Origin of the sequence: Clostridium chromiireducens, assembly GCF_003575225.1 — a bacterium.
In the GTDB taxonomy this organism is placed as follows: domain Bacteria; phylum Bacillota; class Clostridia; order Clostridiales; family Clostridiaceae; genus Clostridium; species Clostridium chromiireducens.
The window spans coordinates 1,101,429-1,117,686 of sequence record NZ_QXDJ01000002.1 but is presented as its reverse complement, the minus strand read 5'-3'; the positions used below and the strand labels follow the sequence as shown (position 1 = coordinate 1,117,686).

Sequence of the window (16,258 nt, the reverse complement as noted above, 5' to 3'; positions counted from 1 at the left end):
ATCTTTTTATTTAACTTATATATATTTGCAATTATTTATTCTATCAATATTCAGAGAAGATCTTCCCAATCTCCGAAAAATCTTTTGTTTTAGTTAATGCCAAAGATAGTAAAATTCTTGCTTTGGGAGGTGATAATGTATAGCTTGGAATACAATTAATATATCTATCCATAGTTTCATCCCTTAGTATAATTCCACTTCCTATCCTTGAGGATCTTACAACAGGTATGCCTTTTTCTTCTAAGTTCTTAATCTCATTCAACCAGTTAGTACTAAAAGTTCCACTTCCTGCACCTGCAATTACAACTCCCTCAGATCTTTCTGCAAGATAATCGAGAATAAGCGGATCAGCATCTATATTGAAATATGCAATAGATACCACAGGTAGTTTATTCAACCCTGAAATATCAAATTGTGAATCAACAGTGTGTGGTTTTATTGATTTATTAAAGAAATAAGGAACATTATCTCTCATATAACCAAGACAGCCAAATTCTATTGAATTAAATGCATTTGTTTTAAACGTATTAACCTTTTGAACATTTCTTCCACTATATATACCATCCGAAAAAACAACCATACATCCATGACCTATAGATAATTCACTAGCTGCCAGTGCAACTGATTGGTATAAATTTAGTGGTCCATCAGCACTAGTTGCTGTTGAAGGCCTCATAGCTCCTGTTATTACGACCGGTTTGTTAGTTTTCACTGTTAGATCTAAAAAATATGCCGTTTCTTCTAAAGTATCAGTTCCATGCGTTATTACAAATCCATCTATATCATCTTGTTTTGAAAGTTCGTTTATTTTGTTAGCAAGAGTTAACCAATGATCGATAGTTATATCATTGCTATCAACATTAGCAATTTGCTCACCATATATATTAGCTATCTTATCAATATTAGACACACTACTAACTAACGTATCTATATCTAAGTTACCTGCTTGGTAATTTGTTGTCTTTCCTTCTTCGCCTGTACCAGCAATAGTTCCTCCAGTTGCTAAAATAATTATATTCTTAAGTCCAGGTTTTTTAGGGTTAATAGTTATCATTTTTTCCCCTCCTAAGTTGCATATAGTAATTTAAACAAAATAGGACATATAATCCTATATAAATCATTTAGATTAGTTAAATCATTCCTATTTTTTATTATAGTATAACACATAAACTCTATTATAGATTAGCTCTTTCTTATTTTAATTTCATATTCAACAAGTAAAGGATATTCTCTTGTACACTGTTGCATTAAAGACATAACTATGGGTATCTTTTATGGATAGATATATTTTTGAATTCGCATAAACTATGCTTAGCTGTGCACTAAATCCATTCATATATTAAATCCAAAATCCCACTGTCACATTTCTTTTGCAACCGAACAATTAGAATATCCTTTCTTTCGGTTGATGATTATTGTATAAATTTCATTTTAAAATTGAGCTCTATAAGCTTAACAACTTAAAACAAATCTATCGCTCTTTCTTATAGATTAATATTAATTAGCGTTAATAACTTTATCTAGGAATTCTTTACATCTATCACTTGTAGGTGCTGTAAATATCTCTTCTGGCGGTCCTTCTTCTAATATATATCCTTGATCCATAAAAATAACTCTGTCAGATACATCTCTAGCGAAGTTCATTTCGTGAGTTACAATAACCATAGTCATACCTTCTTGTGCTAGATCCTTCATAACTTTAAGAACTTCTCCAACCATTTCTGGATCTAGTGCTGATGTTGGTTCATCAAAAAGCATTATCTTTGGATTCATCTCAAGTGCTCTAGCAATCGCAACTCTTTGCTTTTGACCACCTGATAAAGTGTTAGGATAAACATCCTTCTTATCTTTTAATCCAACTTTCTCTAATAAAGAAATAGCTTTTTCAGTTGCTTCGTTTTTGCTCATCTTCTTTAATTCTAAAGGTGCAAGCAACATATTCTCAAGTACTGTTAAATGAGGGAATAGATTGAATGATTGGAATACCATTCCTATCTCTTCTCTTAATTTATTAATATTTTTATTATTTACAAGCTCTTGCCCTAATATATTAATACTTCCAGATTGTATTTCCTCTAACCCATTTAAGCATCTTAGCAGAGTACTTTTACCAGATCCAGAAGGTCCTATAATACAAAGAACTTCCCCTTCTGTAACATCTACCGATATATCTTTAAGAACTTCTAATTGTCCATAACGTTTTTTGAGATTCTTAGCGCTTATTACCATTGCCTAATCTCCTTTCTATATAACGTGATGCTAAAGTTAATAATGTAATTACTATAAAATACATACAGGCTACAATTGCATACATCTCAAGTGATTTAAAGTTTCTGGCAATTATAATTTGTCCTGCTGATGTTAATTCCCTTATACTTATAACAGTTAAAATAGATGTATCTTTTAATGTAACGATAAATTGATTTAATATAGATGGAATCATTATTTTAACCGCCTGCGGTAAAACAACTTTTCTCATAGCTTTTGAATAGCTAAGACCTAAGCTTCTTGCTGCTTCCATTTGACCATGATCTACTGCTTGAATTCCACCTCTGAAAATTTCAGCCATATAAGCTGTTGCATTAACCGTAAGAGTTATTATTCCTGCAACAATAGGATCAAATCTTACATTTAACGCTTGTCCAATACCAAAATATAAAAATAAAGCTTGAACCATAAGTGGGGTTCCACGAACTATGTAAATATATGTTGTCGCTATACTTTTTAATATATTTGAAGTACTTATGCTAAATATACCTAATATTATTCCAAATATTACAGCTAATATTAGTGATATTACTGCAATTTCTATAGTTATCCCAAGTCCACTGAGCAGACTTGGGAAGCTGTCTTTTAGCAATTGAAAGATTTGCATTTTTCATTCTCCTTACTATTTTGCTATATATTGTCCGACGATTTCGTCATACTTTCCGTTTTCTTTTAACTTTTTAAGTCCATCATTAAATTTCTTTAGTAGATCTGCATTTACACCTTTTTTTACCGCAAATCCATAGTCAACAGTATCTAATTTATCTCCAACAATTTTTAGTTTTGCACCGTTATCAACTTTAAGCTTGTATGCGATAACTGGATAGTCCTCCATTAAGAAATCAGTATTTCCATTTTCAACAGCTTGGAACATTGACGGAGAATCCTCAAAATAACTTAATTTCAATCCGTATTTTGCTTCATTGTCTTCAGCAAATTTAGACCCTGCTGTACCTTTTTTAACTGAAACACTCTTACCTTTTAAGTCATCTATCCCATTAATTGACGCATTATTTTTATTAACAACCACTGATAATCCTGATACAAAGTATCCATCTGAGAAATCTAAAGATTGTTTTCTTTCTTCTGTTATGCTCATCCCAGCTATAGCTCCATCTAATTGGTTAGACGTAAGTCCTGGAATTATTCCATTAAAGTCCATTGGCTTTAAATCATATTCAAATTTTTCTTCCTTAGCAATTGCATCTAGAAGTTCTACATCTATGCCTTTGTATTTTCCGCCTTCTTCAAATGAGAACGGCGCAAACTTTGCATCACATGCAATTATATATTTTTTATTTCCTCCCTCAGCTGCTGTATCGCCTTTTGATGCTCCACAGCCTGCCAATAATCCTATTGACATTACTGATACTAATAAAATACTTACTAATGATTTTTTGTTCATCTCATCTTGCTCCTTTGCAATTATTTAGTTGTAGTTAATAAATCAAATCTATTGTATAAATACAATTTTTCCTCAATAAATTTCACAATTATTTTTATCCTTTATGAAACTTATTATATAATCCAATTCAAAAACTGTCAACAAATCACCTCGGGAACAAAGCCTGATTATTTATGTTTCAAAAACGATTTTCCTTTATACATCTTACTTTTACAGTTGAATTTGAATTTTTAAGATGTATCTCTTAATATCAATTTTTTCTAATATATGAATCAAGTCTCACACTTTCCTTCATTTTTAGTTTTCATACATTTTCCATTATTTTTGTATATTTTCATGCATAATTTGATATTTTAAAGAAGAAAAAGCTATAAATCAGAAATTTCATTATCCTAAACTTATAGCTTTTTAACTTTTATTATAACTCAAATTCTATTTTGCATGAGTTGTATTTTCATTTACCAAATGTATTATTTGCCTATATATTGACCAACTATCTTATCATATTGTCCATTGTCCTTTAATTTTTTAAGGCCTTCGTTAAATTTCTTTAAAAGATCTGCATTTGATCCTTTTTTAACAGCAAATCCATAATCAACATTTGTTAATTTTTCTCCTGCAATTCTTAATTTTGCACCGCTATCAACTTTAATCTTATAAGCGATAACAGGAAAATCTTCCAATAAGAAATCAGCATTTCCGTTTTCAACTGCTTGGAACATTGATGGAGAGTCATTAAAGTAATTTAATTTTAATCCATATTTTTCTGCATTATCTTCTGCAAATTTAGAACCTGCTGTTCCTTTTTTAATTGAGGCACTTTTGCCTTTTAAATCATTCACCCCATTAATTGAAGCGTTATCTTTATTAACAACTAATGATAATCCTGATACAAAATATCCATCAGAAAAATCTAAAGTTTGTTTTCTTTCATCTGTAATACTCATTCCTGCAATAGCCCCATCTAATTGATTAGATGTTATACCTGGAATAATTCCATCAAAGTCCATTGGCTTTAAATCATACTCAAATTTTTCTTCTTTAGCAATCGCATCTAAAAGTTCTACGTCTATACCTTTGTACTTTCCACTTTCTTCAAATGAAAATGGTGCATATTTTGCATCACAAGCAATTATATACTTTTTGTTTCCATCAGCACTTTTTGACGAATCATTATTTGATGAACCACAACCTCCCAATATTCCAATTGACATTACTGATGCTAATAAAATTCCTACTAACGATTTTTTATTCATTATTTATTCCCCCTTGAAAATAATTAGATAAATTTTTCTAAAGTTTTTGTTGCTATTTATATTTTTGCTTTTACAAGCTAAAAACTCTATTAACTTATGCATATAGATCATTATATTTATATATTTTTTATATAAGTATTATATAATTTATACTTATACAATAGTTTTACCCTAAGTTTATCATGTTATACTATTATGCTTTCATTTATATAAACCCTTGCCTCTAAATGCGTAATATGTTCTGTTATTAATTCCTCTGCCTTTTTACTATCTCTTGCAATCAGTGCTTTTGCTATCTTTATATGTTCTTCTTTTTCGTTTATAAATTCTAAATTTTTAGAATCCATCATAAGAATTCGTGAAAGATTTTCCATAATTCCTTCAGACATTTCAATTAATAATGAATTATGAGCTGCCCTAATAATTGACATATGAAACATATCATTTAATTCATTAAATTCAGCTATGTTGCCTTTTTGTGAACCGTCCGGAAATTTCATTGCCAATTGCAATATGCTCTCTAGCTCTAAGTTATCAGCTACTTTAACAGCTAAGTTGACAGCTGCTTTTTCAAATATAAATCTCATTTGAAAAGATTCCCTAATATTCCTCTGTGTAACTGGCTTTACTAGATAACCCTTTCTAGGAAGTGACTTAAGGTATCCTTGAATTTCCAATGCACCTAATGCGTCTCTCACAGGCGTTTTGCTTACACTGTACTTGTCCGCTAATTCAGCTAATGTAAGAAAATCTCCATCTTTTATTTTTAGATTTAAAATATCTAATTTAATTTGCCTATATATCTCTTTAGCATATGATTTCTCAACTTGACACAGATTTATCTCCCCCTTCACTGAAATCCCACTGATATATCAGTAATAGTAAATAAAAAAAAGCAATAAAACACCTATATTAAATAAATGCTCCATTGCTTTATCTTCTATAATTATATTTCAACAAAATACAGCTTGTCAAGTTATTATTTAATTTTTTATATAAACAAAAAAAATTTTCTATAAATTTATAAGTTAATAATATCTCCCTGCTTTTTCTCTAAACTCTGTCGGTGACATTCCTGTCTGTTTCTTAAATGCTAATGAAAAATAATTTGTATCATTATATCCTACTAATGTTGCTATTTTACCAGTTTTCATACTCGTTGTTTCTAATAATGATTTCGCTCTTTGAATTCTTTTGCGTATTATATAATTATTACAGCCTTCTCCCGTACTTTGTTTAAATAGCTTGGAGAAATAAGTTGGAGTTAAGTATAACATTTCCGCAATACTATAAACAGAGATATCTTCATTTAAGTGATCTTTTATATATAATTTCGCTTTCCCTATAATTTCATGGCTTTCTCCTATATCTGCTTGAAGTATTTGCATGATAAAGTCTCTTGTGATTCTTATGGCATCATTCCTCTCGCAATTTTGCAGAGAAATTAATAAAGAATTTAATTTATTGTCTGATACTAAGCCTTTCTCCATCATATAAGAGAAATAAACTCCTCCTCCAATATCAAAACATGTTTTCTTAACTAATTGAGTTGATAAATTATAAAATTCTATCGCATCTTCATAAGACGCATAAATACTCATAACTTTTTCGATGTCATCTATATTGTCTATAATATTCTTTCGAAATTCCTGCACCCTTTCATTAAATAAGGTTAGCCTTAACTCTCTAGGTTCTTTTGTAATAATTCCACCATATGTACTTTTATTATTTAGCAAAGTACATGCATCATTATATGAAATATTGATTTTATTAAACCCTTCCACTGCACTTCCAAGAATAACTTTGGGATTTATATCATACTCATTTTTTAAGTAATCAATTAATCGTTTTATTCTCAGTGTAATTTCTTCCAAGTCTTCTCTAATAAATATAGCTATTGCTATATTTTTGTTTTTATCCTCAAACGTAACTCCTTCTTTTATAGAATCAAATAATTCTATACATGTATTTTTAATATACAAATTTAACAATTCAAAATGTTGTCTCCATGATAAATTATCATCTATAACTGGGCAAACTAGAGCAATTTGCAGCATTTGCTCACCGCTATAAGAATACTCATCTAGCACCCTTTTTATTTCATCAGCCTTTACCCGTTCATAAAGCAAGTTCTGCATAATCTGTTCAATTTTCAGTTGTTCAGTGATACCTTGTATTCTATTATTTATCTTTTGTTGATGATTCATAATTTTCTCATTGTCTAATTCCCCTATTAATCTTTTAATAGTATCTTCAAGCTCTACTTCATCCACTGGCTTTAAAAGATAATCCTCAACTTGCATCTTGCAGCATTTCTTAGCATATTCAAAATTATCATAACCTGTAAGAACTATAACTTTAAGTCTGGGATTTAAGCAATTTATTTTTTCTACCAGTGATAACCCATCCATTTCACTCATACAAATATCTGTGATCATAATATCAAAAGATTCTTCTTCCATAATCCTTAAGGCCTCAATTCCAGATGAGGCCATTTTAATAGTATCTATTTTAAGTTTCTCCCAAGGAATCACCTTACATATTCCTTTTCGAATCATCTCTTCATCATCTACAACTATAGCCTTATACATTTATTATTCTCACCATTCTCCCCTTTAGGTAATAGAATATCAACCGTAGTTCCACCATATTTACTTTTTCTATAATATAACCCATATCCACTACCAAATAATATTTCAATTCTCTTATGAACATTTCTCAACCCATAGCCTGTTTTCTCGTCAAAAACTGATATTGAATTATTAATCTCATCAATTTGCTCCTGCGTCATTCCAACTCCATTATCTGAAACTGATATAACTATCTTATTTTCTTTTTCTTCAGCTGTAACAAATATTTCCCCCTTAAACCCATCTTTAACTCGTATTCCATGGTAAATAGAATTTTCAATCAAAGGCTGCAATGTAAGCTTAGGTATTAGCACATTTTTAAATTTCTCATCTACGTTAATATCGCATTGTGCAATACCACTATATCTCATATTTTGAATAATTAAATAATTTTCTATATTAGCCAATTCCTGAGAAAGCTGAATAATATCTTTTCCTTTACTTAAACATAAACGGTAATAATTTGCTAACGCTTTTACCATTCTTGATACGTCTTTATTTCCATCTGACAAGGCTTGCCAATGGATACACTCTAATGTGTTATATAAAAAATGTGGCTTAATTTGAGATTGCAATCTGTTTAACTCTATTTGCTTAATCTCATTTTGCTCCCTTTTTATTCTATACATAAGTATATTAATTTCTTCAATCATAATGTTAAATCCGCTTGCCAGTTGTCTAAAATCTTTTCCTTTATAATCCCGTTTCATTCGGACTTCAAGATTTCCCATAGAAACCTCTCTCATTGTACTTACGAGAGCATCCACTGGCTTATATAAATTATTACTCAGCTTATAGAAAGCTAAGCTAATAAGCCCCCCCGCTCCCAGAACTAATGTTATAATAAGAAAAATCATTGTATTAGTATCTTTTAGCATAGATTCTGTTGGTATCTCTCCTACCATATACCAATCCCAATTATCTAATTTTTCATAGATAACCATCTTATTTCCAACTTTTTGCTGACCACTTTTTCCTTGTAATACATCTTTATAAGAACTATCAGTTCCAATCAAAGATTTATCTTCATTAGATATTATAACTCCATCTTTATCGGTTAAATAAGTCTGCACTCTTAATCCTTTATCTAAATTGGAGTAAAATTCCTTAATGCTTTTTTCTCCAATTCCTATAACCAAAAACCCAGTGTATTTATTATAATTATATTTATCATAAATAGGCTGATAGATATTTAGGACATACTGATATGGATAAAATACTTTTCTTTTCATACTTATTTTGCAATTACCAAATTTAGTTCCCACTGCTTGTTGATAGTCTTTTAAAGTCTCAGTTCTAAAATCACCACTCGTCCAAGTTTCGCCAACATATATTAACTCTGGTCCATCAAATTTCACCAATGAAATATAATCTATATAGCTGTTTGAATCTAAGAAATATCTTACTGAAGAATAAGCATCGCTAGTATCTTTATTGTAATTCTTTGACGTAAACTTATTATTCATTAAGAATTCTTTTACCCTGCTATCTCCTGTTATTATATTTGATGTTTCAATAATATTTTTTAAAGTTATATTTAATATGTCTGTAGTGGTTTCAAACTGTCCTTGTACAAGGCCGCTAGACTTCTCAGTAATTTGTTTCCCTGCTAATTGATAAACTGCAAAAATTACAAAACTATTGGTAATTAAAACTGCTAAAATGAAAAATATAGTTATTTTCTGATTAAATTTCATTTTAGACAGCTTACTTATAATTTTTCTTAATCCTTTATACATAGCTGTATCCTTTTCTATAATTATTGTATATATCAGAAATAGTACTTCCATGCATATTCATAATATTCTTAGCCTTTAACAGCTCCTGCCATCATACCCTTAATCAATTTATCTTGTCCAAAAATAAATGCTATTATCATCGGTAACATAGAAATAGTTAACACCGACATAATCATTGGTACATTCATTGTATATTGTCCCTGATATTCCCATATAGCAAGAGGCAATGTCCTATTTTTCAGAGTTTGAGTTAAAACCAATGCAAAACTAAATTCATTCCATATAGCAACACCATTATAAATTGCCAGCGTTGCTAAGCCTGGCTTAACTAAAGGAAGCATAACGTTAAAGAAAATTTTATATTTATTACATCCATCTATTTCAGCTGCTTCCTCTAATTCTCTAGGGATAGCCTGCATAAATGTAACTAGAATAAATACTGAAATCGGTAAATTGAATGCTACATATGGTCCAATTAATGCCCAAGGACTATCATATAACCCTATCTTAGTTGTCATTAGGAATATAGGAAGCAATGTTACATGAACTGGTACTGACATACACGCTACTATTATAGCATAAATTGGTTTATTTAACTTAAATTTGAATCTTGCTAATGGATAAGATGCGCACGCGCTTAAGAATAGTAGAATTGCTAATGAAACTATAAGTACTAATACACTGTTTTTAAAGTAGATAAATATGTTTCCTTTAAATACATCAATGAAATTCTTCAAATATAAACCTTTAGGTAAATCGAAAACACTTCCCATAAGCATCTCGAATTGCTGCTTAAACCCTGCAAGTAACATAAATATAAAAGGAACTATTGTAATAAAAAGCCAAGCTATTGCTAATATTCCCACGATAGCCTTTATAGATAATTTTTGTATTGATAAGTTATGCTTCATAATAATCAATCTTCCTTTCTATTTAATGTTTTAATTGTAATTAACGATATTATTGTTATAAGAATGAACATTCCTGATGCAATTGCAGAGCCATATCCCATCCTTTGAGATAAAAATGCATTTTTGTACATATATGTTGCCATTAGTTCTGATGCATTACCTGGTCCTCCACCCGTCATAACGTATATAAGATCAAAATACTTTAATGATCCAACCATTGATAATACAATTGCACTTTTAATAGCCGGTTTCATTAATGGAAGTGCTATCCTCCAAAAATATTGACTTTTCTTAGCTCCATCAATAATCGCCGCTTCATATAAATCTGATGGTATACCGCTATATGCAGCTAGAAAATATACCATATAAAACGGGATAAATTGCCAGCATATTGCTACAGTGATGGTCAATAGCGCTGTTTTAGGGTTCCCTAATAAGTCTATTGAGTGTCCACCCAATGCTTTTGATATACCAGTTACTATACCACTACTTGCATCTAATGCATATTTAAATAAATAACCAATTGCAACAGATGACATTAACATTGGTATAAACCAAATTACTTTAAACACATTTAATTTTTTTCCACCGAAATCTAGGAAGGTTGCAAGTGCTATACCAATTGGTAATTGAACAATTATAGATAAAACCATAATTATAATATTATTTAAGAAAGCTTTTCTGAAAACACCATCAAGAATAAGTTCTTTCCAGTTATTTAAACCTACAAACGCCTTATTTGATGCAAATCCATTCCAATCATAGCAACTTAAATTGAAAGAATAGACAATTGGATATGCTATATATATTATTAGAAATAAAAATGCTGGAACAAGAAATATGATTGCTGCATTTCTTGTTGAGGCAGCACGTCTTTTAGCTAAACTATTAGTTTGTGATTGCACTTTTTCTCTCTCCTTTATAATAATTATTGAGCTGCTGCAAAACTCTTACATAATGCAACAGCTCAAACTTATTTTTTAATGTTGCTATACTTATTTATTTTTTGCTTTATAAGCATCCATAGCTGATTGTAATTCTTTATCTGCATCTTGTGGAGTCTTAGTTAAACCAAATATTTCTTGACAAGTTGATTTGTGTACTTCTGCAACTTCTGCTGGTAAGTATTGGTCATACCATAATTGAACTCCTTTTGCTTGATTTACTGTGTCTAGAATTTTTTGTGTTAGTGCATCATCTGGTTTAAAATCTTTAAGTGGAATAATTTTTCCTAATTTTTTACGATCTTGTAGCGCTTGATCATCTAATAATGATTGAATTAATTTAAAAGCACCTTCTTTGTCTTTACATGTTTCTGAAATTGAATATAAGTTATCTCCAACTGTTCCTGCACAAAGTGATTGATCTTCTTTTGAACCATCTAATGCTGGGAAAGCGAAGAATCCTAATTTACTCATGAAATCTGGGTTTTCACCTAGTACTGTACCTGTAAACCATGATCCCATTAAATCCATAGCTGCGTCACCTTTATATAGTGCTTGTCTAGCTTGACCACTGTCATCATCCATACCATTAAATCCATCTATAAAGTAACCTTTTTTAACCCAATCTTGAATCTTATTTCCTGCAAATTCAAATGCTGGATTTTCAAACTTACCTTTTCCTGATGCTGCATCTGCAAATGCATTAAGTCCACCAAAACGAGTTGTTAAATACATATAGTACATTGAACCTGTCCACTTTGTTGCATTAGCTAAAGCAAATGGTGTTACTCCATTAGATTTTAACTTATCGCATGCAGCTTCTAATTCAGAAATAGTTTTTGGTTCTTGTATTCCATATTTAGCGAAAACATCTTTATTATAGAAGAAACCTGCAACGGATACGTTTTCAACTGGTACCGCATAGATTTTACCATTGTATGAACATTGGTTAATTCCAGCATCTATAAATTTATCTTTATAGTTGTCTTTTTTCATTAAGTCTGTAAGATCCGCAATTTTGTTTGAATTTACATAATCAATTAATCCTGATCCTCCCCATTGAATAAATACATCTGGAGTTTGATTTGAACTCATTGCCATGGCTAATTTTTGTTTGTAAGAGTCATTAACCTGATCAACAACTTCTACTTCATATTGAGGATTCTTTTCCATAAACCTTTTTACAGAGGCCTTAATTGCATCTGCTGCTGTTGATGTTTGAATATGCCATAATGTTAATTTTGTCTTCCCTGACGCCGCTCCTCCACTTGCCTGCGACGTACTATTTCCGCAACCAATCATCGCTGTAGAAACCATAGCCACTGTCATTATAACTGAAGCTATCCTTTTTAAATTCTTATTCATATACCTTTCTACCCCCTAGAATTATTATATATTTGATACTCTTATATATTAGCATTGGTAACGTTTAATAAACATTGAATAATTTATCTTTTATATATAATATTATATGTTCTTGTAATCTTACTCATAAAACCTTTTAGATAATAACTTCAATTTCTTCACATTTGAATAAATTTACTTTGTACACAAATAGACTTATTCTATTTGTTATCCCTATAATTAACACAGGTTATATACATACCTTAAATTCAAGTATAAAGGTGGGGGTATATTTAGTTTATAAGTATTATTCCTTTTCACATGTAAATAACCTCCATGTTAAATAGTTTCTCTTTAAAAACACTTAATTTATGGAGGTATATTTTTATTTAATAATATTGTATTTTCTACTTTTAACTTTAACTAAGTTTATAAATTAAAGGCTGAAAGCTATGATAAGTCTGCTTTCAGCCTAAAATGTCTTTTTAATTAGAGTAATCTAAGTTATATTTGCTTCTAATTTCCCTTAATTAATAATATTTAAGGCTTAACAAATGTTTAAATTATGCAAATGGATTTTCTGTTTTGTAAAGCATACCTTTTGGTTGGTTAAATCCAACTTCTTTAACTCCTAAGTATCTAAATAAGTTGTAAATTGCTTTTCCAAAGTGTCCAAATGCTACTGCTCCATGGTGAGGGTATCTTCCTTCAACTAATACGTGACGATAGAATCTTCCCATTTCTGGAATTGCAAATACTCCTATAGCTCCAAATGAACGAGTTGCAACTGGTAATACTTCACCTTGTGCTACATACGCTGTAAGCTCAGCCTCTGCATTACTTTGTAATCTGAAGAATGTGATATCTCCTGGGATAATATCTCCTTCAAGTGTTCCTCTTGTTATATTTGGTTCTTGATTTGGCTCAAGAGCTCTCGCCATGATCATTTGATTTTTCATAACACCGCATGTTAATTTGCAAGCTGCTGTATTACCACAGTGGAATGCCATGAATGTGTCATTTAATGAATAGTTAAATTTACCTTTAACTTCTGATTCATACATATCAGCTGGTACTGTATTGTTTATGTCAAGTAATGTTACTACATCTTGGCTTATGCAAGTTCCGATGTATTCACTTAATGCACCATAGATATCAACTTCACATGATACTGGGATTCCCATAGCTGTTAAACGGCTGTTTACATAGCAAGGAACAAAACCAAATTGTGTTTGGAATGATGGCCAACATTTATTTGCAAATACAATGTATTCTCTTGAACCCTTATGTTCTTCCATCCAATCTAATAATGTAATTTCATATTGAGCAAGTTTTGGAAGAATACCAGGCATTTTGTTTCCTTCACCTAATTCTTTTTCCATGCTAGCTATTACATCTGGAATTCTTGCATCATCTTTGTGAGCATTGAATGCTGCAAATAAATCAAGTTCTGAGTTTTCTTCTATTTCAACACCTAAGTTATATAATTGCTTAATTGGTGCATTACAAGCTAAGAAGTCTTGAGGTCTTGGACCAAAAGCAATAATTTTTAAGTTTTTTAATCCAAGTAATGCTGTTGCAACTGGTACGAATTCAGAAATCATACCTGCAACTTCTGGAGCTGTTCCTACTGGATATTCTGGAATGTACGCTTTTATGTTTCTTAAAGCTAAATTGTAGCTTGCATTTAACATTCCGCAATATGCATCTCCACGTCCACCTATTAAATTATCTCCACTTTCTTCAGATGCAGCCGCAAACATAACTGGTCCATCAAATTCTTTAGCAAGTAAAGTTTCTGAAGTTTCAGGTCCAAAGTTTCCTAAGTATACAACTAATGCGTTTACTCCAGCTTCTTTAACTTCTGCTAAAGCTTTTCTCATGTCCTTTTCATTTTCAACAGTTGTTTGGCATTCAAAAATTTCACCATTAAAAGCTTCTACTACAGCTCTTCTTCTATTTTCTGATAATTCCATTGGGAAACAATCTCTACTTACTGCAACGATTCCTAATTTTACTTGTGGTATATTATTCATAATAAATTCCTCCATTTTATCATTTTTATTTAATCTATTTTAATCTTTTCGTTATTTTACAGTTTATTTAATTTATTCTTATAGTTATTTATTCTTATAGTTATTTATTAAATTCTTATAGTTTATTTAATTATTTCTTATAGTTTATTTAATTTCTTATAGTTTATATTTAATCAAATTGATCTTGGTTGCGCTAAAGCGCTTTTTTTAAATGTAATATGATCATTGTTGTGCTTCGCACTTTTTTATAGTTCAAATGATCCTAATTGCAGCATAGCTGCTCTTTTTATAGTTCAAATGATCCTAATTGCAGCATAGCTGCTCTTTTTATAGTTCAAATGATCCTAATTGCAGCATAGCTGCTCTTTTTATAGGTGAAATGATCTTGGTTGCGCTAACGCGCTCTTTTTATAGGTGTATATTTTCTCCAACTAGACCTATAAATGCTCCTTGCTCACCTAGATCAGTATCTTTGTGACCAATTAACCATTTATTCTTAGCGAAAAGTAAAGCATCTTCTTCAACTTTTTCAACTTTGTTTTCTAAAGCTAGATTTGTATCCTTAGGTAAAACTACAACACATCTAAATCCTTCTTCACTTACATTGCATGGAGCATAGTGAAGTGTAGTCGCATAAACTTCAATTATAGTACCTGCTGGAACTTTAAATGCTTCAATTTTTGATGTATCATATGAATAATCATCTTCAATATCTTGTTGACTACCTATTAATAAGATAAGATCAGTTACTGCTATATTTATTTCAGATGAACGATGGTACTCAACTGCATTTAACATATAATTGTTACCATTGCAATATCCTATTTGTATTGGCAATTCTCCGTATTCTCTATCTTGTAATTCTTTAGCAATGCTTAATTCTTCAAGCTCTTTAATTGATGGTTCGTATATTACTCCTTCTGGTAGCGGAGTACTTTTCATTTTTTCGATTATTTCTGTACAGTCATAGTTCTTTAATATTTGTCCATATTTTTTAAATTCTTTGTCAGTAACACTTTTAATAACCATACTCTTCGTCTTTCCTCCCATTTAATTTCAAGGTATTTTTATTGTAAAAACCTATAAACATACTGTATCCTTTATTGAATTCTTCTATTTTAAACTTTATATACAATCTTTATCTGATGTTTAGCCACTGTAACACTCCCATCTTCTATTAAAGCGGGAGTTAACAGTGTCACGACCATAGATAAGTTTTACTTTATTTCACACTACTTTTCTTACACACACTTTTTCTTATAATATTGCTGCTAGAAGAACTAACAAATAGACTCCATACATTTATAGATCAAACATTAACATTAATCTTTTTTAGTTAAACTACTTTCCTGCAACTTTAACTGCTTTTTCTACCACATTTTCTACTGTGAATCCAAATTGTTTAAATAATGTTTCTGCATTTCCTGATGCTCCAAAAGTATCTAATGAGATAACCTCTCCATCAAGACCTACATATTTGTGCCATCCAAAGCTTGTTAATGCTTCAACTGCAACTCTAGCTCTAACTGATTTTGGCATTACTGATTCTTTGTAAGCTTCGTCTTGAGCTTCAAATAATTCGAATGCTGGCATACTTATAACTCTTGCATCTATTCCTTTAGCTGCTAGTTCATCAGCTGCTTTGTAGATTAATTCCACTTCTGAACCTGATGCCATTAAAAGTACATCTGGAGTTTCTTTCTTAGAATCTTTAAGGATATACCC

Annotated in this window: 14 protein-coding genes; all 14 read right to left on the bottom strand. The window is 30.5% G+C overall.

Annotated features, from left to right (window positions below):
* Positions 1–43: 43 nt before the first annotated feature.
* The gene (locus D2A34_RS10485; protein WP_119366575.1) at positions 44–1,054 is read right to left on the bottom strand and encodes an asparaginase; all 1,011 of its coding nucleotides are present in this window, start codon (positions 1,052–1,054) and stop codon (positions 44–46) included.
* A 443-nt stretch (positions 1,055–1,497) separates the two neighbouring features.
* Complete coding sequence (locus D2A34_RS10480) at positions 1,498–2,229, bottom strand: amino acid ABC transporter ATP-binding protein (protein WP_119366574.1); 732 nt, start codon at positions 2,227–2,229, stop codon at positions 1,498–1,500.
* The gene (locus D2A34_RS10475) at positions 2,213–2,875 is read right to left on the bottom strand and encodes an amino acid ABC transporter permease (protein ID WP_119366573.1); all 663 of its coding nucleotides are present in this window, start codon (positions 2,873–2,875) and stop codon (positions 2,213–2,215) included. The genes D2A34_RS10480 and D2A34_RS10475 overlap by 17 nt, the downstream gene beginning before the upstream one ends.
* A 15-nt stretch (positions 2,876–2,890) precedes the next feature.
* Positions 2,891–3,673, bottom strand: coding sequence for a transporter substrate-binding domain-containing protein (locus D2A34_RS10470; protein ID WP_119366572.1), 783 nt, complete (start codon positions 3,671–3,673; stop codon positions 2,891–2,893).
* Between the two features lie 470 nt (positions 3,674–4,143).
* On the bottom strand, positions 4,144–4,929 hold the full coding sequence (locus D2A34_RS10465) for a transporter substrate-binding domain-containing protein (protein ID WP_079439757.1): 786 nt from the start codon (positions 4,927–4,929) through the stop codon (positions 4,144–4,146).
* Positions 4,930–5,114: 185 nt separating this feature from the next.
* The gene (locus D2A34_RS10460) at positions 5,115–5,783 is read right to left on the bottom strand and encodes a GntR family transcriptional regulator (RefSeq protein ID WP_119366571.1); all 669 of its coding nucleotides are present in this window, start codon (positions 5,781–5,783) and stop codon (positions 5,115–5,117) included.
* 174 nt (positions 5,784–5,957) lie between these two features.
* Positions 5,958–7,520: a response regulator gene (locus tag D2A34_RS10455; RefSeq protein WP_079439759.1), complete on the bottom strand. Its 1,563-nt coding sequence runs from the start codon at positions 7,518–7,520 to the stop codon at positions 5,958–5,960.
* A complete protein-coding gene (locus D2A34_RS10450; RefSeq protein WP_243128317.1) occupies positions 7,505–9,349 on the bottom strand; it encodes a cache domain-containing sensor histidine kinase in 1,845 nt (614 codons plus the stop codon). The genes D2A34_RS10455 and D2A34_RS10450 overlap by 16 nt, the downstream gene beginning before the upstream one ends.
* Before the next feature lie 17 nt (positions 9,350–9,366).
* Positions 9,367–10,209: a carbohydrate ABC transporter permease gene (locus tag D2A34_RS10445; RefSeq protein ID WP_079439761.1), complete on the bottom strand. Its 843-nt coding sequence runs from the start codon at positions 10,207–10,209 to the stop codon at positions 9,367–9,369.
* A gap of 5 nt (positions 10,210–10,214) precedes the next feature.
* Positions 10,215–11,114 (bottom strand): carbohydrate ABC transporter permease, encoded by a 900-nt coding sequence (locus tag D2A34_RS10440; RefSeq protein ID WP_079439764.1) that lies wholly within the window; start codon positions 11,112–11,114, stop codon positions 10,215–10,217.
* 90 nt (positions 11,115–11,204) lie between these two features.
* Positions 11,205–12,518: an ABC transporter substrate-binding protein gene (locus D2A34_RS10435; protein ID WP_079439766.1), complete on the bottom strand. Its 1,314-nt coding sequence runs from the start codon at positions 12,516–12,518 to the stop codon at positions 11,205–11,207.
* 542 nt (positions 12,519–13,060) lie between these two features.
* On the bottom strand, positions 13,061–14,533 hold the full coding sequence (locus tag D2A34_RS10430; protein WP_079439769.1) for an L-fucose/L-arabinose isomerase family protein: 1,473 nt from the start codon (positions 14,531–14,533) through the stop codon (positions 13,061–13,063).
* A gap of 408 nt (positions 14,534–14,941) precedes the next feature.
* A complete protein-coding gene (locus D2A34_RS10425; RefSeq protein ID WP_119366570.1) occupies positions 14,942–15,562 on the bottom strand; it encodes a DUF4867 family protein in 621 nt (206 codons plus the stop codon).
* A 312-nt stretch (positions 15,563–15,874) separates the two neighbouring features.
* Positions 15,875–16,258 (bottom strand): transketolase-like TK C-terminal-containing protein (locus D2A34_RS27215; RefSeq protein ID WP_279221612.1); only part of this gene is annotated, 384 nt, incomplete at its 5' end.

What these genes read in the sequence shown, in the direction of transcription:
- D2A34_RS10450 (WP_243128317.1), bottom strand. Translation starts at nt 9,349, where the DNA reads ATGGAAGTACTATTTCTGATATATACAATAATTATAGAAAAGGATACA.
- D2A34_RS10455 (WP_079439759.1), bottom strand. Translation starts at nt 7,520, where the DNA reads ATGTATAAGGCTATAGTTGTAGATGATGAAGAGATGATTCGAAAAGGA.
- D2A34_RS10445 (WP_079439761.1), bottom strand. Translation starts at nt 10,209, where the DNA reads ATGAAGCATAACTTATCAATACAAAAATTATCTATAAAGGCTATCGTG.
- D2A34_RS10430 (WP_079439769.1), bottom strand. Translation starts at nt 14,533, where the DNA reads ATGAATAATATACCACAAGTAAAATTAGGAATCGTTGCAGTAAGTAGA.
- D2A34_RS10470 (WP_119366572.1), bottom strand. Translation starts at nt 3,673, where the DNA reads ATGAACAAAAAATCATTAGTAAGTATTTTATTAGTATCAGTAATGTCA.
- D2A34_RS10480 (WP_119366574.1), bottom strand. Translation starts at nt 2,229, where the DNA reads ATGGTAATAAGCGCTAAGAATCTCAAAAAACGTTATGGACAATTAGAA.
- D2A34_RS10435 (WP_079439766.1), bottom strand. Translation starts at nt 12,518, where the DNA reads ATGAATAAGAATTTAAAAAGGATAGCTTCAGTTATAATGACAGTGGCT.
- D2A34_RS10425 (WP_119366570.1), bottom strand. Translation starts at nt 15,562, where the DNA reads ATGGTTATTAAAAGTGTTACTGACAAAGAATTTAAAAAATATGGACAA.
- D2A34_RS10465 (WP_079439757.1), bottom strand. Translation starts at nt 4,929, where the DNA reads ATGAATAAAAAATCGTTAGTAGGAATTTTATTAGCATCAGTAATGTCA.
- D2A34_RS10475 (WP_119366573.1), bottom strand. Translation starts at nt 2,875, where the DNA reads ATGCAAATCTTTCAATTGCTAAAAGACAGCTTCCCAAGTCTGCTCAGT.
- D2A34_RS10485 (WP_119366575.1), bottom strand. Translation starts at nt 1,054, where the DNA reads ATGATAACTATTAACCCTAAAAAACCTGGACTTAAGAATATAATTATT.